This is a genomic window from Isoptericola sp. GX10416, from assembly GCF_056590155.1.
Window position 1 is genome coordinate 242,452 of the sequence record NZ_JBWPVO010000002.1, and the last position, 23,646, is coordinate 266,097.

The 23,646-nt window shown below is 73.5% G+C and carries 22 protein-coding genes and 1 riboswitch; of the genes, 11 read left to right on the forward strand and 11 right to left on the reverse strand.

Annotated elements, in window-relative coordinates; all coding sequences use genetic code 11:
* Positions 1-20: 20 nt before the first annotated feature.
* The 6 genes from ACWAT2_RS04935 (at position 21) to ACWAT2_RS04960 (ending at position 5,373) form a co-directional block, all read left to right on the forward strand.
* Positions 21-1,316, forward strand: a complete 1,296-nt coding sequence (locus tag ACWAT2_RS04935) for an adenylosuccinate synthase (protein WP_402373525.1) — start codon at positions 21-23, stop codon at positions 1,314-1,316.
* A 58-nt stretch (positions 1,317-1,374) separates the two neighbouring features.
* Positions 1,375-2,664 carry a phosphoribosylamine--glycine ligase gene (purD, locus tag ACWAT2_RS04940; RefSeq protein ID WP_402373527.1) on the forward strand — a complete coding sequence of 430 codons (1,290 nt, stop codon included), beginning with the start codon at positions 1,375-1,377 and terminating at the stop codon, positions 2,662-2,664.
* Complete coding sequence (locus tag ACWAT2_RS04945; protein WP_402373530.1) at positions 2,661-3,638, forward strand: phosphoribosylaminoimidazolesuccinocarboxamide synthase; 978 nt, start codon at positions 2,661-2,663, stop codon at positions 3,636-3,638. The genes purD and ACWAT2_RS04945 overlap by 4 nt, the downstream gene beginning before the upstream one ends.
* A 205-nt stretch (positions 3,639-3,843) precedes the next feature.
* Complete coding sequence (gene purS, locus ACWAT2_RS04950) at positions 3,844-4,116, forward strand: phosphoribosylformylglycinamidine synthase subunit PurS (RefSeq protein ID WP_402373532.1); 273 nt, start codon at positions 3,844-3,846, stop codon at positions 4,114-4,116.
* Positions 4,116-4,847 (forward strand): phosphoribosylformylglycinamidine synthase subunit PurQ, encoded by a 732-nt coding sequence (gene purQ, locus ACWAT2_RS04955; RefSeq protein ID WP_402373534.1) that lies wholly within the window; start codon positions 4,116-4,118, stop codon positions 4,845-4,847. Before purS ends, purQ begins: the two co-directional genes overlap by 1 nt.
* 16 nt (positions 4,848-4,863) lie before the next feature.
* Complete coding sequence (locus tag ACWAT2_RS04960) at positions 4,864-5,373, forward strand: GNAT family N-acetyltransferase (RefSeq protein ID WP_402373537.1); 510 nt, start codon at positions 4,864-4,866, stop codon at positions 5,371-5,373.
* On the opposite strand, the gene ACWAT2_RS04965 is transcribed toward ACWAT2_RS04960, so the two are convergent.
* The 3 genes from ACWAT2_RS04965 to ACWAT2_RS04975 are packed head-to-tail and all read right to left on the reverse strand — an operon-like array spanning position 5,374 to position 8,141.
* Positions 5,374-6,279 carry an LLM class flavin-dependent oxidoreductase gene (locus tag ACWAT2_RS04965; RefSeq protein WP_402373540.1) on the reverse strand — a complete coding sequence of 302 codons (906 nt, stop codon included), beginning with the start codon at positions 6,277-6,279 and terminating at the stop codon, positions 5,374-5,376.
* A 32-nt stretch (positions 6,280-6,311) separates the two neighbouring features.
* Entirely contained in the window at positions 6,312-7,085 is a 774-nt protein-coding gene (locus tag ACWAT2_RS04970) for an MBL fold metallo-hydrolase (protein WP_402373543.1), read from the reverse strand.
* An 18-nt stretch (positions 7,086-7,103) separates the two neighbouring features.
* Complete coding sequence (locus ACWAT2_RS04975) at positions 7,104-8,141, reverse strand: LLM class flavin-dependent oxidoreductase (RefSeq protein WP_402373546.1); 1,038 nt, start codon at positions 8,139-8,141, stop codon at positions 7,104-7,106.
* Positions 8,142-8,273: 132 nt separating this feature from the next.
* Between ACWAT2_RS04975 and ACWAT2_RS04980 the strand changes: the two genes are divergently transcribed.
* Positions 8,274-9,329: an aromatic acid exporter family protein gene (locus ACWAT2_RS04980; protein ID WP_402373549.1), complete on the forward strand. Its 1,056-nt coding sequence runs from the start codon at positions 8,274-8,276 to the stop codon at positions 9,327-9,329.
* Between the two features lie 44 nt (positions 9,330-9,373).
* Here ACWAT2_RS04980 and ACWAT2_RS04985 read toward each other — a convergent pair whose 3' ends face one another.
* Together ACWAT2_RS04985 and ACWAT2_RS04990 are read right to left on the reverse strand one after the other, a co-directional pair.
* Positions 9,374-10,645 (reverse strand): O-succinylhomoserine sulfhydrylase, encoded by a 1,272-nt coding sequence (locus ACWAT2_RS04985; RefSeq protein ID WP_402373551.1) that lies wholly within the window; start codon positions 10,643-10,645, stop codon positions 9,374-9,376.
* Positions 10,642-11,097, reverse strand: coding sequence for a rhodanese-like domain-containing protein (locus ACWAT2_RS04990; protein WP_402373554.1), 456 nt, complete (start codon positions 11,095-11,097; stop codon positions 10,642-10,644). Before ACWAT2_RS04990 ends, ACWAT2_RS04985 begins: the two co-directional genes overlap by 4 nt.
* Before the next feature lie 291 nt (positions 11,098-11,388).
* Between ACWAT2_RS04990 and ACWAT2_RS04995 the strand changes: the two genes are divergently transcribed.
* On the forward strand, positions 11,389-12,684 hold the full coding sequence (locus ACWAT2_RS04995; protein WP_402373556.1) for an ATP-binding protein: 1,296 nt from the start codon (positions 11,389-11,391) through the stop codon (positions 12,682-12,684).
* Here the strand turns inward: ACWAT2_RS04995 and ACWAT2_RS05000 are convergent.
* Positions 12,667-13,338: an HAD family hydrolase gene (locus tag ACWAT2_RS05000; RefSeq protein ID WP_402373559.1), complete on the reverse strand. Its 672-nt coding sequence runs from the start codon at positions 13,336-13,338 to the stop codon at positions 12,667-12,669. The genes ACWAT2_RS04995 and ACWAT2_RS05000 overlap by 18 nt on opposite strands.
* A 107-nt stretch (positions 13,339-13,445) precedes the next feature.
* Positions 13,446-13,561, forward strand: a riboswitch (SAM riboswitch).
* A 30-nt stretch (positions 13,562-13,591) separates the two neighbouring features.
* Here ACWAT2_RS05000 and ACWAT2_RS05005 point away from each other — a divergent pair.
* Positions 13,592-15,022, forward strand: coding sequence for an aminotransferase class V-fold PLP-dependent enzyme (locus ACWAT2_RS05005; RefSeq protein ID WP_402373562.1), 1,431 nt, complete (start codon positions 13,592-13,594; stop codon positions 15,020-15,022).
* A gap of 24 nt (positions 15,023-15,046) precedes the next feature.
* Here ACWAT2_RS05005 and ACWAT2_RS05010 read toward each other — a convergent pair whose 3' ends face one another.
* Genes ACWAT2_RS05010 through ACWAT2_RS05025 form a run of 4 tightly spaced genes read right to left on the reverse strand, consistent with a single transcriptional unit; the run spans position 15,047 to position 20,262 of the window.
* Positions 15,047-16,519, reverse strand: a complete 1,473-nt coding sequence (locus ACWAT2_RS05010) for an amidase (RefSeq protein WP_402373565.1) — start codon at positions 16,517-16,519, stop codon at positions 15,047-15,049.
* Positions 16,520-16,554: 35 nt separating this feature from the next.
* Positions 16,555-17,547 (reverse strand): MaoC family dehydratase, encoded by a 993-nt coding sequence (locus ACWAT2_RS05015; protein WP_402373568.1) that lies wholly within the window; start codon positions 17,545-17,547, stop codon positions 16,555-16,557.
* Positions 17,544-18,890, reverse strand: a complete 1,347-nt coding sequence (locus ACWAT2_RS05020; protein WP_402373571.1) for a 3-oxoacyl-ACP reductase — start codon at positions 18,888-18,890, stop codon at positions 17,544-17,546. Before ACWAT2_RS05020 ends, ACWAT2_RS05015 begins: the two co-directional genes overlap by 4 nt.
* A gap of 16 nt (positions 18,891-18,906) precedes the next feature.
* Complete coding sequence (locus tag ACWAT2_RS05025) at positions 18,907-20,262, reverse strand: acetyl-CoA C-acetyltransferase (protein WP_402373574.1); 1,356 nt, start codon at positions 20,260-20,262, stop codon at positions 18,907-18,909.
* 88 nt (positions 20,263-20,350) lie between these two features.
* Here ACWAT2_RS05025 and ACWAT2_RS05030 point away from each other — a divergent pair, with 88 nt between their 5' ends.
* Positions 20,351-21,085: a TetR/AcrR family transcriptional regulator gene (locus ACWAT2_RS05030; protein ID WP_402373576.1), complete on the forward strand. Its 735-nt coding sequence runs from the start codon at positions 20,351-20,353 to the stop codon at positions 21,083-21,085.
* The gene (locus ACWAT2_RS05035) at positions 21,085-23,193 is read left to right on the forward strand and encodes an acyl-CoA dehydrogenase family protein (protein ID WP_402373578.1); all 2,109 of its coding nucleotides are present in this window, start codon (positions 21,085-21,087) and stop codon (positions 23,191-23,193) included. Before ACWAT2_RS05030 ends, ACWAT2_RS05035 begins: the two co-directional genes overlap by 1 nt.
* Positions 23,194-23,226: 33 nt before the next feature.
* On the opposite strand, the gene ACWAT2_RS05040 is transcribed toward ACWAT2_RS05035, so the two are convergent.
* On the reverse strand, positions 23,227-23,550 hold the full coding sequence (locus ACWAT2_RS05040; RefSeq protein ID WP_402373581.1) for a hypothetical protein: 324 nt from the start codon (positions 23,548-23,550) through the stop codon (positions 23,227-23,229).
* Between the last annotated feature and the right edge of the window lie 96 nt (positions 23,551-23,646).

Consider the following 23,646-nt stretch of genomic DNA (forward strand, 5'->3'; position numbering starts at 1 on the left):
TTCACGAGGAGAGTTGATCCATGCCAGCCGTGGTGCTCGTCGGCGCCCAGTGGGGCGATGAGGGCAAGGGGAAGGCGACCGATCTTCTCGGAGACCGCGTCGACTACGTGGTCAAGTTCAACGGCGGGAACAACGCCGGGCACACCGTCGTCATCGGGGACGAGAAGTACGCCCTGCACCTCCTGCCGTCCGGCATCCTGTCGCCCGGCGTCACGCCGGTCATCTCGAACGGCGTCGTGGTGGACATCGAGGTCCTCTTCGAGGAGCTGGACGGGCTGATCGAGCGGGGTGTGGACGTCTCCCGCCTGCTCGTCTCGTCCGGTGCGCACGTCATCGCCGGCTACCACCGCACCGTCGACAAGGTGACCGAGCGGTTCCTGGGCAAGCGCCGCATCGGCACGACGGGCCGAGGCATCGGGCCCGCGTACGCGGACAAGATCAACCGTGTCGGTCTGCGCGTCGCGGACCTCTTCGACGAGAAGATCCTCGCGGAGAAGATCGAGGGTGCGCTCGACCAGAAGAACCACCTGCTGGTGAAGGTCTACAACCGCCGGGCCATCGAGGTCCAGGAGACGGTCGAGGAGCTGCTGCAGCACGCCGAGCGGCTCCGGCCGATGGTGGCCGACACCGGGCTCGTCCTGAACCAGGCGCTCGACCGCGGCGAGAACGTCCTGTTCGAGGGCGGCCAGGCGACGATGCTCGACGTCGACCACGGCACGTACCCGTTCGTCACGTCGTCCAACGCGACGGCCGGTGGCGCGGTGACGGGCTCCGGCGTCGGGCCCACGCGGGTCGACTCCGTGATCGGCGTGGTCAAGGCGTACACCACCCGGGTGGGCGAGGGGCCGTTCCCCACGGAGCTCTTCGACGACATGGGCGCCTACCTGCAGAAGGCCGGCGGCGAGTTCGGCGTGACCACCGGGCGGCCGCGCCGCTGCGGCTGGTACGACGCGGTCATCTCGCGCTATGCCGCACGCGTCAACGGCCTGACGGACCTCGTGCTGACCAAGCTCGACGTGCTGACCGGCCTGGAGAAGGTCCCGGTCTGCGTCGCGTACGACGTCGACGGCGAGCGGTACGACGAGATGCCGATCGACCAGACGGCGTTCCACCACGCGAAGCCGATCTACGAGGAGCTCGACGGCTGGTGGGAGGACATCTCGCAGTGCCGGTCCTTCGCCGACCTGCCGGTGAACGCCCAGCGGTACGTCCGCCGGCTCGAGGAGATCTCGGGCTGCCGCGTGTCGGCCATCGGCGTCGGCCCGCGGCGTGACGAGATCATCGGCATCCACGACCTGATCCACCCGCGGGCCTGAGGCGAGCTCCGATGAGACGCTCTGGCGCAACCGGCGTCGCCACCTACACTGGCTGCCCGTGAAGATCCTCGTCGTCGGGAACGGTGCTCGCGAGCACGCCATCGTCCACTCCCTCGCCGCGGAGCCGGCGGTCGACACCGCGAACGAGCTGCACGCCGCGCCCGGCAACCCGGGCATCGGGGGGCACGCGACCCTGCACCCCGTCGACGCGACGGACGGCGCCGCGGTCGCCGCGCTCGCCACCTCGCTGGGCGTGGACCTCGTCGTGGTCGGCCCCGAGGCGCCGCTGGTGGCCGGGGTCGCCGACGCCGTGCGGGACGCGGGCGTCCCGGTGTTCGGGCCGTCCGCGGAGGCCGCCCGCCTGGAGGGCTCGAAGGCCTTCGCCAAGGAGGTCATGGCCACCGCGAACGTGCCGACGGCGATGGCCCACGTGTGCACCACCCTCGACGAGGTCACCGCGGCCCTTGACGCCTTCGGACCGCCGTTCGTCGTCAAGGACGACGGCCTGGCGGCCGGCAAGGGCGTCGTGGTGACCGACGACCGGGACGCCGCCGTCGAGCACGCACGGGCCTCCCTGGCCGCGCATGGCGACGCGGGCACCGTCGTGATCGAGGAGTACCTGGACGGTCCCGAGGTGTCCCTGTTCTGCGTGTGCGACGGCGCCACGGTGGTGCCGATGGTGCCCGCCCAGGACTTCAAGCGGGTCGGGGACGACGACGCCGGGCCCAACACGGGCGGCATGGGCGCCTACACCCCGCTCGACTGGGCACCGTCAGGGCTGGTGGGAGAGGTGGTCGACCGTATCGCCCAGCCCACCGTCGACGAGATGGCCCGCCGCGGCACCCCGTTCACGGGCGTGCTGTACGTGGGGCTCGCGCTGACCTCGCGGGGCACCCGGGTGGTCGAGTTCAACGTGCGCTTCGGCGACCCGGAGATCCAGGCCGTGCTCGCGCGGCTGCGCACGCCGCTGTCGGGCGTGCTGCTGGCCGCGGCCCAGGGGCGGCTCTCCGAGATCGAACCACTGAGCTGGACGGACGACGCCGTCGTCAACGTGGTCGTGGCCTCGCAGGGTTACCCCGAGTCACCCCGCAAGGGCGACCCGATCAGCGGGATCGACGCTGCGGCCGCGCTGGACGGCGTGCACGTGCTGCACGCCGGCACCGCGGTGTCCGACGGCGCGCTCGTCAGCGCAGGCGGTCGCGTCCTGTCCGTGGTGGGACGGGGCGACGACCTCGCGGCGGCCCGGGCGGCGTCGTACGCGGGAGTCGCCCGGGTCGACCTGCCGGGCTCGCACCACCGCACCGACATCGCCCTGACGGCCGAGCGCGGCGAGGTGGAGGTCCCGTGAGCGACGCGCGCCCCACGCCCGACGCCTTCGACGGCGGCCCGCTGGACCTGCCGTGCTGGCGGCACGTCTACTCCGGCAAGGTCCGCGACCTGTACGAGCCGGACCTGCCGAGGCTCGGCGGGGCGCACCCGCTGGGAGACGTGGTCCTCGTCGTGGCGTCGGACCGGATCTCCGCCTACGACCACGTGCTGACCCCGGGCATCCCCGACAAGGGTGTGGTGCTCACCCAGCTCAGCCTGTGGTGGTTCGAGCAGCTCGCCGACCTGGTGGACAACCACGTGGTGACCACCGAGCCCAGCGCCGAGCCGGGCGACGGGCTGGTGCCGGACGTCGTCGTCGGCCGCGCGATGATCTGCCGCCGTCTCGACATGTTCCCCGTGGAGTGCGTGGCCCGTGGCTACCTCACCGGCTCGGGGCTCGCGGAGTACCGGACGAACGGCGAGGTGACCGGCATCCCGCTGCCGGACGGCCTCGTGGACGGCTCCCGGCTGCCGGAGCCGATCTTCACGCCGGCCACCAAGGCGGAGGTGGGGGAGCACGACGAGAACGTGCCGTTCGACGAGGTGGCGCGGCGGATCGGCGGCGAGGATGCCGCTCGCCTGCGCGACCTCACCCTCGCGGTGTACTCCCGCGCCGAGCAGATCGCCCGGGAGCGCGGCGTCGTCCTCGCCGACACCAAGCTCGAGTTCGGCGTGGTGCCCGACGGCGGCACGGACGCGGGGCGGATCGTCCTCGGCGACGAGGTGCTCACCCCGGACAGCTCGCGGTTCTGGCCGGCCGACTCCTGGGAGCCGGGCCGCGCACAGCCGAGCTTCGACAAGCAGTTCGTGCGGGACTGGCTCACCTCGGCCGCGTCCGGCTGGGACCGCGCGTCCGGTGCCGAGCCGCCCGCGCTGCCCGCCGACGTCGTGCGCCGCACCCGCGACCGCTATCTCGAGGCGTACGAGCGGATCACGGGCGCGGCGCTGGCCTGACCGCTCAGCGCCCCGGCGTCGTGCCTGCCGGGTCGGCAGCGACCCTGGCGGTGTCGGGACGTGGACGGGACGGGGCCCATGCGCGACGGCGGGTAGACTGGCGCCGGAATCCCGCCGTCGTGCTCCCGCCCGTCTCGCGTCGTACCGCTCGCGTGGACCGGGATCCCGGAGCGACGGCCCGTGCAGAGCCCCTGAGGAGCCCGTAGTGGGACGCGTCGTCGTCGAGGTCATGCCCAAGCCCGAGATCCTGGACCCCCAGGGCAAGGCCGTGGTCGGGGCGCTGCCGCGCCTTGGCTTCACCCAGTTCTCCGGTGTCCGTCAGGGCAAGCGGTTCGAGCTCGAGGTCGACGGCGAGGTGACGCCCGAGGTGCTCGAGGCCGCCCGCCAGGCCGCCGGGACGCTGCTGTCCAACCCGGTCATCGAGGACGTCGTGCGCGTCGCCGACGCCTCCGAGGAGTCCACCGAGGTGTCCGCCTGATGAGCGCCGACACCGCGGGGACGACGTTGAGCAGCGCCCGCATCGGCGTCATCACCTTCCCCGGCACGCTGGACGACCGGGACGCGGCCCGCGCCGTGCGCCTCGCGGGCGGTGAACCGGTGTCGCTGTTCCACGCCGACGGCGACCTGCAGGGTGTCGACGCGGTCGTGCTGCCGGGCGGGTTCTCCTACGGCGACTACCTGCGTGCGGGGGCGATCTCCCGGTTCGCGCCCGCCATGGACGCCGTCGTGGACGCCGCGCGGGGCGGGATGCCCGTGCTCGGTATCTGCAACGGTTTCCAGGTCCTCACCGAGGCGCACCTGCTGCCGGGCTCGATGGTCAAGAACGACCATCTGCACTTCGTGTGCCGCGAGCAGATCCTCTCGGTCGAGAACGCCGGGACCGCGTGGACCAACCGGTACAGCGTGGGCCAGCAGATCACGATCCCGTTGAAGAACCAGGACGGCCAGTTCGTCGCCGACGAGCGCACCCTCGACGAGCTCGAGGGGGAGGGCCGGGTCGCGTTCCGTTACGTGGGGACCAACCCGAACGGGTCGCGCCGCGACATCGCGGGGATCAGCAACGCGGCGGGCAACGTGGTCGGTCTGATGCCGCACCCCGAGCACGCCGTCGAGGCCGGCTTCGGCCCGGACAGCGCCGACGGCCGGCGTGCCGGGACCGACGGCCTGGGCTTCTTCACCTCCGTGCTGGCCTCTCTCGTCCACGCATGACCGCGAGGAGCTCCGTATGACTGCCGAGGTGGGTACCGACGTCGTCGAGCTGGTCGAGGTCCCGTGGGACGACGCCGACGTCGTCGCGCTGCGGGCCGAGGCCGTCGCGGACCTCGGGCGCCGCTATGGCGGGGACGAGGACGCGAAGGAGGTCATCGACCCGGCGAGCATCGTCGTGACCCTGCTGGCGCGGGTCGACGGCGTCGCGGTGGGCTGCGGCAGCGTCCGGGACGTCTCGGGCACCGACGACCGGCGCGGCCGGGGCGCCACGCACCCCGCCGCCACCGGAGAGGTCAAGCGGGTCTACGTGCTCGACGGCTACCGGGGCCGCGGCGTCGCCCGTCGACTGATGGGTGAGCTCGAGCGGGTCGCCCGGCAGGCAGGCTTTCGGCAGCTCGTCCTGGAGACCGGGACGGCGCAGCCGGAGGCGATGGCCCTGTACCCCGCGCTGGGCTACGAGCAGATCGAGGCCTACGGACGGTACGCGGGCGAGGCGGACCAGCGCTGCTACGGCAAGCGCCTCTGATCACTCCTCGCCGAGCAGCGGACGCACCTCGCGTCCGAGCAGCTCGACGAAGCCGGCCAGGTCCGGTTCGTCCGCCGTCGGCTGGATCGCGACGGCGGTGGCCCCCGCGTCGGCGAGCGCCCGGACGCCCGCGGCGACGGCTGCGGCGTCCCCGGCGGCACCGATGCCCCGGTCGGGCGCGGCGCCCCACCGCGGCAGCTCCCGCGCCAGGCGCTCCTCGGCGCCCGGGCCGGTCGCGCAGATGAGCGTGGCGTGCACGTCGGTCAGCTCCCGCCCGGCCGCCCGAGCAGCGTCCCGGGCCGTACCGACCGCCGCGCGGACGTCGTCGGGTGTGAGGGCGTTGGCCAGGATCAGCCCGTCGCCCACCTCGCCGGCCAGCGCGAGGGAGCGCGGCCCGACGCCGCCCAGCCAGATCGGCACGCCGTCGGCGGGCGGCCAGCCGAGGCGGACGGCCTCCAGGTTCACGTAGCGGCCCGACGTCGTCACCTCCTCGCCGGCCAGGAGCCGGTGGAGCGCGTGGGTCGTCTCGCGCAGCAGCGTCAGCGGCGAGCCCACCTTGACGCCGGACTGCGCCATCCACCCCTGCACCCCGTGCCCGACGGCCGGCACGAACCGGCCGGGGAACATCCGCGCGAGCGTCGCGATCTCCATCGCGGTGATCGCGGTGCTGCGCAGCGGCGCGGGCATGAGCCCGAGGCCGACACGGACCCGGTCGGTCCACGCCAGCGCGGCGGCCGCCGAGGCGAGACCGCTCTGCTCGAAGCAGTCCTCCCAGACCCACAGGTCGTCCAGACCGGCGGCCTCGACGGCGGTGGCCAGCGTGCGCAGGCTCTCGGGCGGGTAGGTCGGGACGAAGGCGACCCCGAGCCGGGGCGTCGGTGGACGGTGCGGCGTGGCTGACGTCATGCCTCCATCATGCCGGTCGCCGCCCACCGCGCTCAGCCGTGCTCGCGCAGGTAGTCGAGCTGTGCCGCGACGGACTGGCGCGCGGCGGGCAGCACGGCGGGGTCGACGTCCGCGTACACGTGGGCGACGACGTCGTCGACGGTCGCGTCTCGGGCGGGGCCGAGGATGTCCAGCGCCGCGCGCACCTGGGCCAGTCGTTCCAGGCGGTGTGCGCGGTAGGCGCGCACGGCGACCCCGAGGTCGTCGATCTCGGGGCCGTGCGCCGGGACCGCACGGCGTCCGTCACCCAGGCGTTCCAGGATGTCGAGGCTGGCCAGGTAGTCGGCGAGGGACCCGTCCGGCTCCGCGATGACGGTGGTGCCACGGCCCAGCACCGTGTCCCCGGTGAGCAGCACGGGCGCCTCGCCGGGGCTCTCGACCACGAACGAGACGGAGTCCAGGGTGTGTCCCGGGGTGGCGACCACCTGGACCCGTAGGCCGGCGGCCTCGATCGTCTCGCCGTCGCGCAGCGGCGCCCCGCCGTGGCTGTGCTCCGGGTCCGCCGCCCGCACCGGCGCGCCGGTCAGCTCGCGCAGGCGCGGCGACCCGGCCGTGTGGTCGGGGTGCCGGTGCGTGATCAGCACCAGGGACACCGGGCCGGCCGCGGCTAGCGCGCGCAGGTGGGTGCCGTCGTCGGGCCCGGGGTCCACCACCACGCACGACGGCGAGCCCGGCGCTCGCAGCAGCACCGAACGGGTGCCGTCCAGGGTCATCGGGCCGGGGTTGTCCGCGCGCCGCACCGTCACCGAACGTGTCACGCTGCCCATCGTGGCACGGGTCCGCGCTCAGCCCGCGAGCAGCTCCAGGGTCTGCACGCGGCCGGGGGTGGCTTCCAGCGGCTCGCTGGCGTACGTTCCGGCCACGGGGACCACCATGACCTCGCCGGCGCCGTGCCGCGCGGCGAGGTCCGCGACCTCCTGACGGGCGACCTCCGGCTCGCCGACCACCCAGCGGGACCGCATGTCGTCGACCATCTGCTGGCCGAGCCCGTCCAGCGGGGTCGCGAGCGCCTCCTCGACGGTCTCGGCACGTCCCATCGGCCTGCCGGTCCGCAACCGGGCCATCGCCCGCAGCTGGGGGAGCGCGCGTTCCTCCGCCTCCTCCCGCGTGGGAGCTACGACGGCGTTGACGGTCAGGAACGTCCGCGGCTCCGGGTGCGCGTCGCTCGGCCGGTAGCCGTCGCGGTACAGCGCGAGCACCTGGTCGATGCCGGCACCGGAGAAGTGGTTGGCGAACACGTAGGGCAGGCCGAGCTCCGCGGCGAGGCGTGCCGAGAAGTCGCTCGAGCCGAGCAGCCACACGGTCGGGGAGCCGGTGGCCGCGGGGGTGGCGCGCACGTCGTAGATCTTGCCGTCGGTCAGCCGCAGCCGGGCGCCGTCGGGCTCCATGAGCGCGAGGATGTTCTGCACGTGCTCGGGGAACCGCTCGACGTCCGACGTCGGTCCGGACGCGCGCAGCAGCGCCGTCACCACGGGGTCGGAGCCGGGCGCGCGGCCGATGCCGAGGTCGATCCGGCCCGGGGCGAGGGCTTCCAGTGCGGCGAACTGCTCGGCGACCACCAGCGGAGCGTGGTTGGGGAGCATGACACCGCCCGAGCCGACGCGGATCCGCGACGTGCGGGCGGCCGCGGCCGCGATCATGACGGGTGGCGTCGAGGCCGCGACGGCGGCCATGTTGTGGTGCTCGGCGAACCAGTAGCGCTCGTACCCGAGCTCGTCGGCGCGCGCGACGAGCTCGAGCGAGGAGGCCAGCGCCTGGGCGCTCGTCTGCCCGGTGCGCACGGGGACCAGGTCCAGGACGGAGAGGGAGGGTGAGGTGCTCATCGTCTGGAGCAACCGTCACGGGCCACGGAATCATCCGCCCGCCGTGCAGGAGACCCCGAGGACGCCCCCGGATGCGGCGACCGTCGGTCGTGCCCACGATCAGCGGGGACCGGAACGGCGAGAAGGAGGAACATGGTTGCCCGCAGGATCACCGGGGCGCTCAACGCCGCGCACCGCGCATGGCTGCGCCACCCGCGGTGGTCGTTGGCGACCCGCGGGGCGATCGCCGCGGGGATCGCCTGGTACGTCGGGCTCATCGCCCCGGCGCCGCTGTCGGAGTACCCGTACTACGCGCCGCTCGGGGCGGTCATCGCGACCACCAGCACGCTGGTGCGTTCCGTGCGCGACTCCGCCCAGGTCACCTTGGCGGTCCTGGTCGGGGCGGGCATCGCGCGTGCTGCCGACGCGTTCCTGGCGCCGGGTGCGCCGGCGGTGGCCGTGGTGGTGGGTGCCGCGCTGCTCATCTCGGGCTGGCGGTACTTCGGCGAGATGGGCAACTGGGTCGCGACGTCGGCCATCTTCGTGCTCATCCTCGGCAACGCTGACGCCCTGGAGTACGTGGGATCGTTCTCCGGCCTCGTCGCCGCCGGTGCCGCGATCGGGATCGGCGTCAACCTGGCGCTGCCGCCGTTGCCGCTCACGCCCACCGAGGACGCGCTCGACCGGCTCAGCAACGTCCTGGCGGACCAGGCGGAGGATCTGGCGGACGAGGTCGGGGAGGCAGAGACGCTGTCCGTCGACGAGTGGAACCGCCGTCGTCAGACGATGGACCAGGTGCTCGAGCAGGGCCGGCGGTCGGCGCGTCGTACGCGCGAGGCGGAGCGGGCGAACCCTCGGGTGCGTCGGCACCGGGAGTGGACCCGGAGGCAGCAGGTCCGCGTCAAGGAGCTCGAGACGGTGGCCGCGTCGTTGGACCAGGCCATCAGTCTGCTCATGGACACCGGGGACCCGGTCGATCTGGGCGATCCGCTGCGCCGGTCGTTCGCCGACGTGCTGCGGGCGCTCGTCAAGCTGCTGCGTGCGCACGCGTGGGACCCGGACCGTCAGGAGCTGGCCGACCGGTTCGACGAGGTGGCACGGTCGTTCACCGGACAAGCGCGTCAGGAGGGTCCGCAGAACGACGCGGAGCTGGTGGCCGGGGCACTGGCTGTCGCCCTGCAGCGTGCTGCCGACGCGTTCCGGTGGTGAGCCGGCGGGGACGGGACGTGCCCGGCTCGTGCACGGCTCGCGGGTCAGGCCCGCAGCGCCTGCTCGACGTCCTCGATGACGTCCAGCGGGTCCTCCAGGCCGACCGACAGGCGCACGGTGGTCTCGTGGATCCCGACGGCGGCACGCCCCGCGGCCCCGAGGCGCCGGTGGGTGGTGGTCGCCGGGTGGGTGATCAGGGACTTCGCGTCGCCGAGGTTGTTCGAGATGTCCACGATCTGCAGCGCGTCGAGGAACGCGAAGGCGCGCTTCTTGGCCTCCTCGGGCGCGCTCCCGGTGGGCACGTCGAGATCGAACGTCACCACGGTGCCGCCGCCCGTCTGCTGCGCGACGGCCAGCTCGTGCTGGGGGTGCGAGGCCAGGAACGGATAGCGCACCCGCGTGACGCCGTCGGCCGCCTCGAGGTGCTCGGCGACCTGGAGCGCGGCCGCGTTCTGGGCGCGGACGCGCACGTCCAGCGTCTCCAGGCCCTTGAGCAGCACCCAGGCGTTGAACGGGCTCAGCGACGGCCCGGTGTGCCGCAGGAACGTCTCGACCGGCCCGGACAGGAACTCCTCCGGTCCGAGGATCGCCCCGCCGAGCACGCGGCCCTGTCCGTCGATGTGCTTCGTCGCCGAGTAGACGACGATGTCCGCCCCGAGCTCGAGCGGCTTCTGCAGCACGGGGGTGGCGAACACGTTGTCGACGACGACGACGGCGCCCGCCGCGTGGGCGAGCTCGCACACGCGCCGCACGTCCACCAGGTCCTGCATGGGGTTCGACGGCGTCTCGAAGAAGACGACGTCGGCCGGCGTGGCGAGCGCCTCCTCCCACTGCGAGTCGACGTGCCCGTCGACGAGGTCCACGTGCACGCCCCACTTGGCGAGGATCTCGTCGTAGATGACGTTGGTGGAGCCGAAGAGCGCGCGGGCGGAGACGATGCGCGAGCCGCTGGACACCAGCGCCGCGAGCGTGGTGAACACGGCAGACATGCCGGTCGTCGTGGCGTAGCACGCCTCGGCGCCCTCGATCAGTCGCAGCCGCTCCTCGAACGTGCGCACGGTCGGGTTGCCGTAGCGGGAGTACACGAACCGGGAGTGGTCTCCGGTGAACGCTGCCTCGGCGTCGGCGGCGGTGTCGTACGTGTACCCCTGCGTGAGGAACATCGCCTCGGACGTCTCGGAGAAGTCCGAGCGACGGTGGCCACCGCGCACGGCCAGCGTGGCGGGGCGGGCCGACGCGGGCAGCGGCCGGTGACCGGCACCGCCGAGCAGCGTGGGGTTGGCGCCGGGGCCGGTCGGGATGTCGGCGCGGTTCACGGGGTGTGCTCCTGGTGGGGGAGCCCGCGGACCTTCCAGCCGGTCTGGTCGCGGACCCCGCCGAACCCGGGTGCGCCCTCGAAGCCCTCCAGGACGTTGTAGGAGGGGCTGATCCCGGCGGACGTGGCGAGCCGGGCGGCGCCGATGGAGCGCTGGCCCGACCGGCACAGGAACACCACGGGGCGGCCGGGGCCCACGCCGGCGGTCTCGAGCTCGGTGAGGAAGCCGGGGTTGGGTCGGCCGTCGGCCGTCACCCACTGGCTGAGGACGGGTTCCTTGCCCAGCTCGCCGACGTCGGGGACGCCGACGGTGCGCCACTCGCCGTCGGTGCGGACGTCGACGAGGACGGCGTCGGGATCGGCGGCGAGCAGGTCCCACGCCTGCTGCGGCGTGATGTCCCCGGCGTAGCCCTCGGCGGGGCGAGGTTCGATCGGTTCGAGCGGTGCGGTCATGGCACTCCTCCCATCGGTCGTGGCGGTAGCACCCACGCCCGGTCCCTCGCTGTCGCGTCGGCCGACGACGGCGGCGAGGTCCCGCGGGTTGCTGCGGCGTCGACGTGCCACGTCACTCGGCCGCTCGGGATGGTCACCGCGATCGTACGACACGGCGTCCGGCCTGCGGGACGGGCGTCTCGCAGGCCGGACGCCGTGTCTCAGTCCGGCCGGTCCGCGGTACGTCGATCTGTCGTGTACAGGACCGTAAATCTGTAGTGTTTAAGTGCGTCGATCTGTAGTCTTGAGTGCATGGCCTGGGGTAATGTCGACTCCATGGACTACACCCCGCGAGCAGTTGATGGCCTGTTGGACGACGTCATGTCGGGTCTGCCTGCCGTCGCGCTCGAAGGGCCGAAGGGCGTCGGGAAGACGGCGACGGCACGTCGTCTGGCCCGAACCGTGCTCTCGCTCGACGACCCGGATGAGGCGCGGCTCGCCGAGATCGACACCTCGTGGCTCACCGAGGAGCCGCGGCCCGTGCTCGTCGACGAATGGCAGCAGGTGCCCGCTACGTGGGACAGGGTGCGCCGCGCGGTGGACCGCGGGGCGCCGCCAGGAAGCTACCTGCTGACCGGGTCAGCAACACCGACCGAGCGGACGCACTCGGGCGCGGGGCGCATCGTGCGACTCCGCATGCGCCCCATGTCGATGGACGAGCGAGGCCTGGTCGAACCCACGGTGTCGTTCGGTGAACTGCTCGGCGATCACCCGGCGCCCGTCAGTGGACGATCCGAGCTGGTGCTGCGCGACTACGCCGAGGAGATCGCTGCGTCAGGGTTCCCCGGAATGCGGACCCTTCCTGAGCGGATGCGGGTGCGGGCGTTGAACGGGTATGTCGCGCGCATCGTGGATCACGAGTTCAGTGAGGTCGGGCACGTGGTGCGCAGGCCGGAGACGCTCCGTGCCTGGCTGACGGCCTTCGCCGCGGCCACGAGCTCGACGGCGTCCTACGAGTCCATCCTCAACGCATCGACGTCGGGGCAGGTCGACAAGCCGTCGCGTTCGGCGACCATTGCCTACCGGGACACGCTCGCCCGGCTCTGGCTGATCGACCAGGTGCCGGCGTGGCTCGGGCCCCGGCGGCGCCTGGCGTCGCTCGCGCAGTCGCCCAAGCATTTCCTGGCAGACCCTGCCTTGGCCATGAGGCTGCTCGGTGTCGGTGCGCGTGGTCTTCTCGAGCGTCCTCACCCGGGAAAGGTGACCATCCGCGACGGACTCCTGCTCGGCGCCATGTTCGAGCACCTGGTCGCACTGTCGGTCCTCGTCCATGCCGAGACGCACGAGGCCAAGGTCTCGCACCTGCGGACCAAGCAGGGTGACCACGAGGTCGACCTGATCGTCGAGCGGGACGACGGCAAGGTGGTGGCCATCGAGGTCAAGGTCGCGCCGCACCCGACAGATCATGATGTCAAGCACCTGCGGTGGCTCAAGGAGAAGCTGGGGGACGACCTGCTCGACGCCGTCGTCGTCACCACAGGGCCCATCGCCTACCGGCGCCCCGAGGACGGGATCGCCGTCGTTCCGCTGTCACTGCTTGGTCCGTGAGCTCTCCGAGGGGAGCCCATCGCCCCGGACGATGTCGGTCAGCTCGCCCAGCGCTTCGATTCGAAAGGTCGCACCCGAGAAGTCGCCGGACCGAGTGAACTCGTGGTGGACGACGGCGCAGTCGATGCCGGCCGCCACTGCTGACCGCAGCCCACGGGCCGAGTCCTCCACGACCAAGGTCTCGGCCCTGGTGGCGCCGAAGCGCTCCAAGCCCATGAGGTACGGCTCGGGGTCCGGCTTGGCGCGCTCGTAGTCCTCACGCACGAGGACGAAGTCCATGAAGGCGCGGATCTGCCGCTTCTCGTGGATGAGGTCGAAGTCCGCGCGCTTGGCGGTCGTCACGACGGCCAGACGCGCGTGCCGTGACAGCTCGGCCAGCACCTCGACGACGCCGTCGATCTCGATCTGCTGCGTCCGCAGGTACTCCTGGTAGTAGTCGTCGCGTGCCTCGCGGAGCCGATCGATCGTCTGCTCGTCGACACCCGCCGACCTGGCCTGGACCCACGTGCCCAGGCCGTTGCTCATGTCGCTCAGGTACTGCGGCTTGTCCAACGTCAGGTCGACGTCGGCGAAGGCGCGTTCGCCGGCCTTGAAGTACCAGTGCTCGGTGTCCACGAGCACGCCGTCATGGTCGAAGAGGATGTACTTCTTCATGCCAGATCGTCTCCTCCTCTCCGGCACGCGACCCTCAGGTGCCCGCATCCTGAGACAACGCGCCCATCTGTTGACATCGCCGCTCGCGATTGGTGACCATGGCGACAGGTCATGAGCGCCAGCGCGAAGCCCCGGCTCGCTGGCCGGCAACCCTCCCCTCGCGGCGGGGTGCCCCGGGTGACGACCTGGCTCCGCGCCGTCCGGCGTCGGGCAAGCGCGGGGAGGTCGCTCCCCGGAACCTGAGGAGGACCGCATGACCGCTCTCACCGAGACCCTCGCCTGTCCCGACGCCGAGGTGGGCCACCTGCGCCCCGTCCTGCCGGTGGTCGGCCACGACACGCCCGCCCCGCTCGTCGACGGACGCCGCGTCCCCTACGCGAACCTCGACGTCGCGGCCTCCGCCCCCGCGCTGCAGGCCGTCGCCGACCGCATCACGCGCACGCTCCCGCTGTACGCCTCCGTGCACCGCGGTGCCGGCTATCTCTCGCAGGTGGCCACCTCCCTGTACGAGACCGCTCGGCGCACCATCGGCGAGTTCGTCGGGGCCCGGGACGACGACGCCACACTGATCGTGCGCAACACCACCGACGCGCTCAACCTGCTCGCGGGCTGCGTCCCGGCGGCCGACGACGGCGAGCCGGGCCGGGTGCTCGTCCTCGACGTGGAGCACCACGCGAACTTCCTGCCCTGGCAGCGGTCCGCCCGCGCCACGGTGCTGACCGGCTGCGAGACGGCCGCCGCCACCGTCACGGCGCTGCGCGAGGAGCTCGCGGCGGCTGCCGCCGTCGGGCAGGGGTACGCGCTCCTGGCCCTGACCGGCGCCTCGAACGTCACGGGCGAGGTGCTGCCGGTCGCGGAGCTGGTCGAGTCCGCGCACGCCGTCGGCGCCCGCGTGCTGCTCGACGGGGCGCAGCTCGTGCCGCACCGCCGCTTCTCGCTGGCCGAGACCGGCGTCGACTACCTCGCGTTCTCCGGGCACAAGACGTACGCCCCGTTCGGCGCGGGCGTGCTCGTGGGCCGTCGCGACTGGCTCGACACCGGCACGCCGTACCTCGCGGGCGGTGGCGCCGTGCGCAGCGTGCGCGTCGACGGCACGGAGTGGCACGACGGCCCGGCGCGGCACGAGGCCGGGTCGCCCAACGTGCTCGGGGCGGTGGCGCTCGCCGCCGCCTGCGAGGCGCTCGGCGAGATCGACGGCCAGACGCTGCGCGAGCACGAGGACACCCTGCGCCAGCGGCTCGTCACGGGCCTCGAGGCGATCGAGGGCGTCGAGGTGGTGCGGCTCTGGCCCGACGCGGCCGACGCCGTCGGGGTCGTGACGTTCACCGTGGACGGGTACGAGCCCGGACAGGTCGCGGCCTACCTGTCGGCCGAGCACGGCATCGGGGTGCGCGACGGCCGGTTCTGCGCGCATCCGCTGCTCTCCCGGCTCGGGTACGGCGCCGGGGCGGTCCGGTCGTCCGTGGGTGTCGGCACCGCCGGCGAAGAGGTCGAACGGCTGGTCGCAGCCGTGGGCACCCTGGTGACGGACGGCCCGCAGGCGCACTACGACGTGGTCGACGGCCTCTGGATCGTGGTCGACGACCCGCGTCCGGTGCCCGAGGGATCAGGGCTGGAAGGGCTGCTCGTCACCGCCGGCCCCGGCCGGGACGAGGCGTTCGGCTGCCTCCCCGAAGACGCCTGACGGCCCACGCCGAGGTAGTACGGCTCACCAGACCGGCGGGCGCCGCTCCGGCCAGCGCAGCACGTCCTCGAGCTGGGCGGCCAGGGCCAGCAGCGTCAGCTCGCCGCCGGGGCGCCCGATGATCTGGATGCCCATCGGCAGGCCGTCGTCGGTCCAGTGCGTGGGCACGGTGATCGCCGGCAGCCCGGCGACGTTGAGCCACGACGTGAACGGCGTGTACTGGCACTGCTGGGCGAAGTTCCGGTCGGGGTCCTCGGGGTCGAACCACCCGACGGGCCGCGGCGTCATGGCCAGCGCGGGCGTCACCACCGCATCCAACGAACCCAGGCCCGCGATGAGCCGGCGCTCGAACGCGGTGAGCACCCGCAGCGCCTCGACCAGCTCGCGGGCGGGCACCTCGCGGCCACGCCCGATCAGCCAGCGGGTCAGCGGCTCGAGCTGGTCCAGCGCGGCCTGGTCGTCGATCGGCACCGCCGAGGCGCCGCCCATCCACAGGCTGCGGAACGCGTCGCCGTACTCGGGCGTCGGGTCCCACCGGTGCTCCTCGACGCCGTGGCCGAGCCCGCTCAGGGCCGCCACGCCCGCGTCGAGCGCCGCCGTCGCCTCCGGGGCCACGGTGACGTCGTAGTAGTCGTCCCACGCGGACCAGGTGCTCACCCCCAGCCGGAACCGGCCGCCGTGCTCGGCCCCCACGGCCCGCGCGGTACCGTCCGGGCCGACCACCTCGCCGCGCTGTGCCGCCGCGAGGTACGCCCCCGCGCCCGCCGCCTCCGTGCGCAGCGTGTACGGGTGCGCCACCCGGCCGTCGGCGCGCCGCGCGAGCATCCCCTCCAGGAGCAGAGCGGTGTCCGCGGTGGTCCGGGCGAGCGGCCCGTTGACGACGAGCCCGCCCGGCGACTCGATCCCCGAGCCGGAGGGCAGCAGGCCGCGCGAGGGCTTCAGCCCGACCACCCCGCAGGCCGCGGCCGGGATGCGGACGGAACCTCCGCCGTCGGACCCCGGGGCGAAGGGGAGCAGCCCGGCCGCGACGGCGACCGCCGCGCCGCCGCTGGAGCCGCCCGCACCCCGCTGGAGGTCCCACGGGTTGCGCGCGACCGGCCCGGCGAGCGGTTCGGTGTAGGCGGGGAAGCCGAGCTCAGGAGCGGTGGTGCGCCCGAGGCTCACGGCACCCGCCGCGTCGAGATCGAGCACGACCCCGTCCGAGACCTGCGGCACGAACCCGGCGAGCGCCCGGGAACCGAACCCCGTCGGCACCCCGGCGCGGGCGAACAGGTCCTTGTCGCCCGTCGGCATGCCCCACAGCGTGCCCGACGGCGGCCCGAGCGTCGCGACGCGCTCCCGCGCCAGGTCGGCGGTCACCCGGGAGAACGCGCCGAGCGCGTCGTTGCGCGCCGCGATGCGGGCCAGGAAGTGCTCGGTCACCTCGGTCGGTGCGAGCTCGCCGGATCGGAGGCGGTCGCGCAGCTCGACGGCGGTCTGCTCGTGCAGGGCGTCCATGACTCGAGGCTACGTCGTCGGCCGCGAACATCCCGTCAGAGCGGCGTGACCGTCCCCGAGAAGTGCTTCTGGCGACGCCGGCCGTTCCAGCCGACGTACGCGAAGCCGTCCTCCTCCTGGGTCACGGCGAGATCCACCGTCCCGGGCAGCAGCACCGGCTTGCCGAACTCCACCGTCCAGCGGTAGGCGTCCCCGCGCTGGTGCCCGACGTCGGCCAGGGCGCGCGCGGCGGTGTACATGCCGTGCGCGATCGCCCGCGGGAAGCCGAACGCCTTCGCAGAGAGCGCCGACAGGTGGATCGGGTTGCGGTCGCCGGAGACGGCACCGTAGGCGCGGCCCGTACCGGGGCCGAGCGCCCAGCGGCCGGTCGGCAGCGGCAGGTGCCACTCCGGGCGGGACTCGTCGTCGACCGCCGGGGCGTCCGGCAGCGAGAAACCCTTGGCGAGGTACGTCGACACCCCGCGCCAGACGGCCTGCTCCTCCGGGCCGGCGCCGTCCCGCCGGATCTCCGCGACGAGGTCCACCTGCACCCCGCGCCGGTGCGGACGCAGGTTCTCCGCCCAGGCCCGCACCTCGAGGACGTCCCCCACCCGGACCGGGCCGCGCAGCTCCACCGCGTTGCGCAGGTGCACCATGCCCAGCAGGGGCAGCGGGAAGTCGCCGCGCACCATGACCGCGGTGGCCAGGGGGAACGCCAGCACGTGCAGGTAGCCGGCGGGCAGCACGTCGGCGACGGGCTCGTGCAGCAGACGCTGGTACTCGTGCAGGTGCCGGGCGAGGCCGGTGGTCGTCACTCCCGCGACGCGGTACGCGACGTCGGGAAGCGTGAGCGGGCCTCCGTCGTGCTCCGTGTCCGACGCCGAGCGACCGGCCCCGATGACCGGCAGCGCGGGCAGGGCACGGCCGGCGGCGATCCGGCCCGACGCCGCGGCTCCTCGCGCGTAGAGCCCGCCGAGCCCCGGGAGGCTCGGCTGGGTCTCGACGCGGAGCGCGGTTCCGTCGCTGGTCCGCAGCGGTTCGGCCGTCACTGGCCCACCATGTGCTGGCCGCACACCCGCAGGACCTGGCCGTTGACGCCGGCGGCCGCCGGGGAGGCGAGGAACGAGATCGCCTCGGCGACGTCGACCGGCCGGCCGCCCTGCGCGAGGGTCGGCAGGCGGCGGGCCACCTCCCGGGTGGCGAAGGGGATCGAGGACGTCATGTCGGTCTCGATGAAACCGGGGGCGACGGCGTTGGCGGTTCCGCCCTGCGCAGCCAGGAGGGGAGCCGTCGCGCGGGTGTGCCCGATGACGCCGGCCTTGGAGAAGGCGTAGTTCGACTGCCCCTTGTTGCCGGCGATGCCCGACGTGGAGGCGAGCGAGACGATGTGCAGCCCGTCGAGCCCGGCGGCGAGCAGCGTCTCGTTGATCCGCAGCTGCGCGGCGAGGTTCACCGCGACGACCGCCTCCCACTGGGCCGGCTTCATGTTGGCCAGCAGCTTGTCGCGCAGGATCCCCGCGTTGTGCACCACGATGTCCAGGGCGCCGTGGCGCTCGCGGGCGTGGGCGAGGATGCGCGTCCCCGCGTCGTCCGCGGTGACGTCGAGCTGCAGCGCGGTGCCGCCGACGTCGTTGGCCGTGCGGCTGAGCCCTTCGCCGGCGGCGGGGACGTCCACGCAGACCACCGTCGCGCCGTCGCGGGCCAGGGTCTGCGCGATCGAGGCGCCGATGCCGCGGGCGGCACCGGTGACCACGGCGACCTTGCCCGCCAGCGGGCGGTCCGTCGTCAGGTCCGCTCCGGTCGGTTCGGCCGGGCCGACGCGCAGGAGCTGGCCGTCGACGTACGCGCTCTTCGCCGACAGGAAGAAGCGCACGGTGGCGAGGGTCGACCCGGCGCCGACGGCCGCGCCGTCGGTGAGCACCACGCCGTTGCCGGTGGCGCCGGCGCGCAGCTCCTTGGCGAGCGAGCGCAGGAACCCGTCGACGCCGTTGCGGGTGGCGGACAGCGCGGGGGAGTCGCCCTCGGCCGGCGCTCGCGAGACGGTGACGACGCGGCCGTTGGGGGCCAGCCGGCGCAGCACGGAGCCGACGGCGAGGATCGGCTCGGCGAGGTCGGGGGGCGTCTCGGCCTCTGTCACGACGAGCAGCACGGCTCCCCAGCGGACGTCGTCCGTGGGCTGGCGGCGCACGTCGACGTCCCATGCGAGGAGTGCCTGGGCGAGCACGTCGGCGTCCTTCTGGGAGGCGCCGTCGGACACCACGAGCACGGGGCCGACGGCGAGCGGGTCGCCGGCGCGGTAGCGGCGCAGGATCGCGGGGCGGGGGAGGCCGAGCTTCTTGGCGAGCGTCTTGGTGAACCCGGAGTTGACGGCCTGGGTGTAGCGGTCGGTCATCGGTTTCCTTCCCGGGTCAGACGGACTCGACGACGGCGGTGGCCCCGAGGCCGCCTGCGGCGCAGACGGAGATGAGGGCGCGGGCGGGCCGGCCGGTCTCCGCGGCACGCTGGGCGACGAGCTTGGCGGCGGTGGCGACGATCCGCCCGCCGGTGGCGGCGAAGGGGTGCCCGGCGGCGAGCGAGGAGCCGTTGACGTTGATCTTGGCGCGGTCCACGGTACCGAAGGCGCCGTCCAGCCCGAGCTCGTCGCGGCAGTAGTCGGGGTCCTCCCAGGCGGCCAGCGTGGTGAGCACGGTCGACGCGAACGCCTCGTGGATCTCGAAGAAGTCGATGTCGTCCAGGGTGAGCCCGGTGCGGGCGAGCAGACGGGGCACGGCGTGCACGGGGGCCATGAGGAGGCCCTCGTGGCCGTGCACGAAGTCGACCGCGGCGGTCTCGGCGTCGACGAACCGGGCGAGGACGGGCAGGTCGTGGGACTCGGCCCACTCGCGCGAACCGAGCAGCACGGTGGAGGCGCCGTCGGTCAGCGGCGTGGAGTTGCCGGCCGTCATGGTGGGGGTCGTCTCGAGCGACCGGCCGAAGACGGGCTTGAGGCTCGCGAGCTTCTCGAGCGAGGTGTCGGCGCGCAGGTTGTCGTCGCGGGTCACGCCGCGGAACGGGGTCACCAGGTCGTCGAAGAACCCGGCCTCCCACGCGGCGGCGAGGTGCTGGTGGCTGGCGAGCGCGACCTCGTCCTGCGCCTCGCGGGCGATGCCCCAGCGGGCGGTGGTGACGGCCTGGTGCTCACCCATCGACAGCCCGGTGCGGGGTTCGTCGGTGGCGGGCACCAGCGGTTTGAGGTCGCCGGGGCGGATGGCGGCGAGCGCCTTGGCGCGGGCCTGCCAGGTCTTGGCGTGCTGGGCCTCGAGCAGGGCGCGGCGCAGGCCCTCGCTGACGGCGATCGGTGCGTCGGAGACGGTGTCGCTGCCGCCGGCGACGCCGGACTCGATCTGGCCGAGGCGGATCTTGTTGGCGATGTTGATGGTCGCCTCGAGGCCGGTGGCGCAGGCCTGCTGGAGGTCGAAGGCCGGCGTGGCGGGGGACAGGGAGGAGCCGAGCACGGACTCGCGGATCAGGTTGAAGTCGCGCGAGTGCTTGAGCACGGCGCCGCCGACGACCTCGCCGAGGCGTTCGCCCTGGAGGCCGAACCGGGCGACGAGGCCTTCGAGCGCGGCGGTGAACATCTCCTGGTTGGAGGCGTCCGCGTACTTCTTCCCCGCGCGCGAGAAGGGGATGCGGTTGCCGCCGACGATGACGGCGTCGCGGACACCCTGGGGCTGGGCGGCTGTGCCGCCGGCCGCGGGGGCGCTGGTCTTCTGGCGAGTAGCCACTGCGGTGCTTCCTTACACTCCGACGGTTTCAGGTGGTACTCACAGTACCTGATACTCTGAGTTTCGTGAGGCGAGGAGGGGGTGACCGATGACGGTCGCAGCACAGGGACGCGCGGACAACGCATCCCGCCCGAGGCCCGACGGCCGGTCGACCCGCTGGGACGATCATCGCGCCCAGCGGCGCACCTCGCTCGTGCGCGACGCGCGCCGGGCGATCCACGAGCTCGGCCCCGGCGCGTCGATGGACGACATCGCGGCCGTGGCCGGCACCTCCAAGTCCATCTTCTACCGCTACTTCGACGACAAGGCCGGGCTGCGGCTCGCCGTCGCCGAGGCGGTCGTGGCGGGCATGCACCGGCGGCTGGCCGCGGCGGCCCACGAGGCGCCGACGCCGCACGCCGCCCTCCGGGCGATGGTGCGCGTCTACCTGCAGACCATCGAGGCCTCGCCGCACGTCTACTGGTTCGTCACGCGCACGTCCATCGGCGGCAACGTGCCCGACGACGGCGCCTCGGGCCAGGTGGAGGCGCTCGGCGCCTACCTGGACTCGGTCATCACGCTCGTCGCCGAGCCTGCCGCGCAGGCCGCGGGAGTCCCGGAGCCGACGGCGGCCGCCTGGGCCGCCGGAGCCGTCGGCTTCGTGCGGGGCACCGGCGAGTGGTGGCTCGGTCACGCCCTCGCCGCGGGTCTCACGCGCGAGGAGCTCACGGACCAGATCACGACCTGGCTCTGGAACGGGCCCGTCGGGGTGCTGCACCACGGCACCTCCGGCCGGCCCGCGGGCCTGACGGACACACCCACCACCGAGAAGCAGGAGTCCTGATGACGACGACGTCCGACCGCCCCGCGGCCGACCACGCCAGCACCACTTCCGCGAGCGCAGCCTCCGCGACCGGCGACCTCCGGATCGATGTCGACGGGCTGACCCAGCTGCTGCTGGGCCGCTGGCCCGAGGACCGCCGTCGTGCGCGCGAGCGCGCCGGCGAGGCGCGCTTCCACAAGGACGAGACGCTGACGCCGGCGGAGCACCGGGAGCGCACCCTCGAGCAGATGCGCGAGATGGTCGCCGACGGCGAGCGGATCTCCTGGCTCGCCTTCCCGGAGCGCCTGGGCGGCTACGACCAGCCCGGCGCGAACCTGGCCTGCTTCTCCGAGCTGGTCGCGGCCGACCCGTCGCTGCAGATCAAGGCCGGGGTGCAGTGGGGCCTGTTCGGTGCGGCGATCCTGCACCTGGGCACGCCCGAGCAGCAGGACCGGCTGCTCCCGGGTGCGATGGACCTGAGCGTCCCGGGCGCCTTCGCCATGACCGAGACGGGGCACGGGTCCGACGTCGCCTCGATCGGCACCACGGCGACCTACGACCCCGCGACCGAGGAGTTCGTCATCGACACCCCGTTCCGCGGGGCCTGGAAGGACTACCTCGGCAACGCGGCGCAGCACGCGACGGCCGCCACGGTGTTCGCCCAGCTGATCACGGACGGCGTCGACCACGGCGTGCACTGCTTCTACGTGCCGATCCGCGAGACGAACCCCGACGGCAGCGCCGGAGCCTTCCTGCCCGGCGTCGGCGGCGAGGACGACGGTCTCAAGGGCGGTCTGCGCGGCGTCGACAACGGCCGCCTGCACTTCACGGGCGTCCGCGTCCCGCGCACCGATCTGCTGGCCCGCTACGGCTCCGTGGCGGCGGACGGCACGTACTCGTCCCCGATCGACAGCCCCGGGCGTCGCTTCTTCACCATGCTGGGCTCGCTGGTGCAGGGCCGTGTCTCCCTCGACGGCTCGGCCGTCAACGCGGCCAAGATCGGTCTCGCCATCGCGGTGAAGTACGCGGCGGAGCGCCGGCAGTTCGCCGGGCCCGGCGTCGACGAGATGGTGGTGCTGGACTACGCGACGCACCGTCGCCGGCTCTTCCCGCGGATCGCGGAGGCGTACGCCGGGCACTTCGCGAACGAGCGCCTCCTCGACCTGTTCGACGACGTCTTCTCCGGCGAGCACGACACCCCGGAGAACCGGGAGGACCTGGAGACGACGGCGGCAGCCCTGAAGTCCACGTCGACGGCGTTCGCGCTCGACACGCTGCAGGAGTGCCGCGAGGCGTGCGGGGGCGCCGGGTTCCTCACCGAGAACCGCATCACCTCGCTGCACGCCGACCTCGACGTCTACGCCACGTTCGAGGGGGACAACACCGTGCTGGCGCAGCTCGTCGCCAAGCGGCTCGTCGGCGACTACGGGCGCGAGCTCAAGGGTGCGACGAAGACACCGACCGGCATGGCTCGGTTCGTCGTGGAGCGGGCAACCGACGCCGCGCTGCACCGGACGGGCCTGCGCCGGGTGACGCAGGCGATCGCCGACATCGGTGACCCGCGCCGGGCGGCGGGGCACCTGCGCGACGCCGACACGCAGCGCGAGCTGCTCGCCGACCGGGTGGCGACCATGGTCGAGGAGGTGGCGCTGGCGCTGCGGCCCGCGCAGAAGGCGTCCCCGGCCGAGGCGGCCCGCATCCTCGACGAGAACCAGGTGGCCCTGGTGGAGGCTGCGCGCGCGCACGCCGACCTCCTGCGCTGGGAGGCGTTCACCGACGCCCTGCCGTCGATCGACGACCCGGGCACCCGCCGAGTGATGACGTGGGTGCGGGACGTCTTCGGGCTCACCGTGATCGAGCGCAACCTCGCGTGGTACCTGCTGCACGGCCGGCTCTCCGACCAGCGTGCCCGCACGGTCACGGCGTACGTCGACCGGCTGCTGCTGCGGCTGCGCCCCCACGCCGTGGACCTGGTCGACGCCTGGGGCTTCGGCCAGGAGCACCTGCGGGCCAAGATCGCCTCGGGTGCGGAGGCCGAGCGCCAGGACGAGGCACGCGCCTACTACGCGGCCCGGCGCGCGAGCGGCGAGGCACCGGTGAGCGAAAAGGCTCTCAAGAAGAAGCGCTGAGCGCCGCCGGGAGCGGTCCGCGCCGCCGCCGGCTCAGGCGGCGAGCGGGGCGGGCCGCACGACGGCGGAATCCGGTCCGCGTTCCTGGGCTGCCGGGTGCACGAGCGGGCCGCCGTCAGGAACCGTGTCCTCGGCGTCCTCGGTGGTGACCTCTCGCAGCGGCAGGCCCAGCGTGACGGTGGCGGGACGGGCCGGTGCGCGTGGGGGCGGCGTCATCATCGCGACGCCGAGCGTGCCGGCCGCTCCCACGGTGATCGCCAGCAGCGCCACCATCGTCCATCCGAACGCCATCGCCGAACCGAGGAGCAACCCGTCGCCGACGGCGACGACGCTCCCGGCGAGCAACACCCGTCTCATCGTCCTGACCTCCACGGTCCGCCTCATCCGTGCTACTCCAGGACACGACAGAAACCTTGCGGCCGCATCCGCAGGGGATCGCTCGCAGGTCACAAG

Bases quoted from the DNA above. Each gene is read 5' to 3' on its own strand.
- ACWAT2_RS04935 (WP_402373525.1), top strand. From the start codon at position 21: ATGCCAGCCGTGGTGCTCGTCGGCGCCCAGTGGGGCGATGAGGGCAAG.
- purQ (WP_402373534.1), top strand. From the start codon at position 4,116: ATGAGCGCCGACACCGCGGGGACGACGTTGAGCAGCGCCCGCATCGGC.
- ACWAT2_RS04960 (WP_402373537.1), top strand. From the start codon at position 4,864: ATGACTGCCGAGGTGGGTACCGACGTCGTCGAGCTGGTCGAGGTCCCG.
- ACWAT2_RS04965 (WP_402373540.1), bottom strand. From the start codon at position 6,279: ATGACGTCAGCCACGCCGCACCGTCCACCGACGCCCCGGCTCGGGGTC.
- ACWAT2_RS04970 (WP_402373543.1), bottom strand. From the start codon at position 7,085: ATGGGCAGCGTGACACGTTCGGTGACGGTGCGGCGCGCGGACAACCCC.
- ACWAT2_RS04975 (WP_402373546.1), bottom strand. From the start codon at position 8,141: ATGAGCACCTCACCCTCCCTCTCCGTCCTGGACCTGGTCCCCGTGCGC.
- ACWAT2_RS04980 (WP_402373549.1), top strand. From the start codon at position 8,274: ATGGTTGCCCGCAGGATCACCGGGGCGCTCAACGCCGCGCACCGCGCA.
- ACWAT2_RS04990 (WP_402373554.1), bottom strand. From the start codon at position 11,097: ATGACCGCACCGCTCGAACCGATCGAACCTCGCCCCGCCGAGGGCTAC.
- ACWAT2_RS04995 (WP_402373556.1), top strand. From the start codon at position 11,389: ATGGCCTGGGGTAATGTCGACTCCATGGACTACACCCCGCGAGCAGTT.
- ACWAT2_RS05000 (WP_402373559.1), bottom strand. From the start codon at position 13,338: ATGAAGAAGTACATCCTCTTCGACCATGACGGCGTGCTCGTGGACACC.
- ACWAT2_RS05005 (WP_402373562.1), top strand. From the start codon at position 13,592: ATGACCGCTCTCACCGAGACCCTCGCCTGTCCCGACGCCGAGGTGGGC.
- ACWAT2_RS05010 (WP_402373565.1), bottom strand. From the start codon at position 16,519: ATGGACGCCCTGCACGAGCAGACCGCCGTCGAGCTGCGCGACCGCCTC.
- ACWAT2_RS05020 (WP_402373571.1), bottom strand. From the start codon at position 18,890: ATGACCGACCGCTACACCCAGGCCGTCAACTCCGGGTTCACCAAGACG.
- ACWAT2_RS05030 (WP_402373576.1), top strand. From the start codon at position 20,351: ATGACGGTCGCAGCACAGGGACGCGCGGACAACGCATCCCGCCCGAGG.
- ACWAT2_RS05035 (WP_402373578.1), top strand. From the start codon at position 21,085: ATGACGACGACGTCCGACCGCCCCGCGGCCGACCACGCCAGCACCACT.
- ACWAT2_RS05040 (WP_402373581.1), bottom strand. From the start codon at position 23,550: ATGAGACGGGTGTTGCTCGCCGGGAGCGTCGTCGCCGTCGGCGACGGG.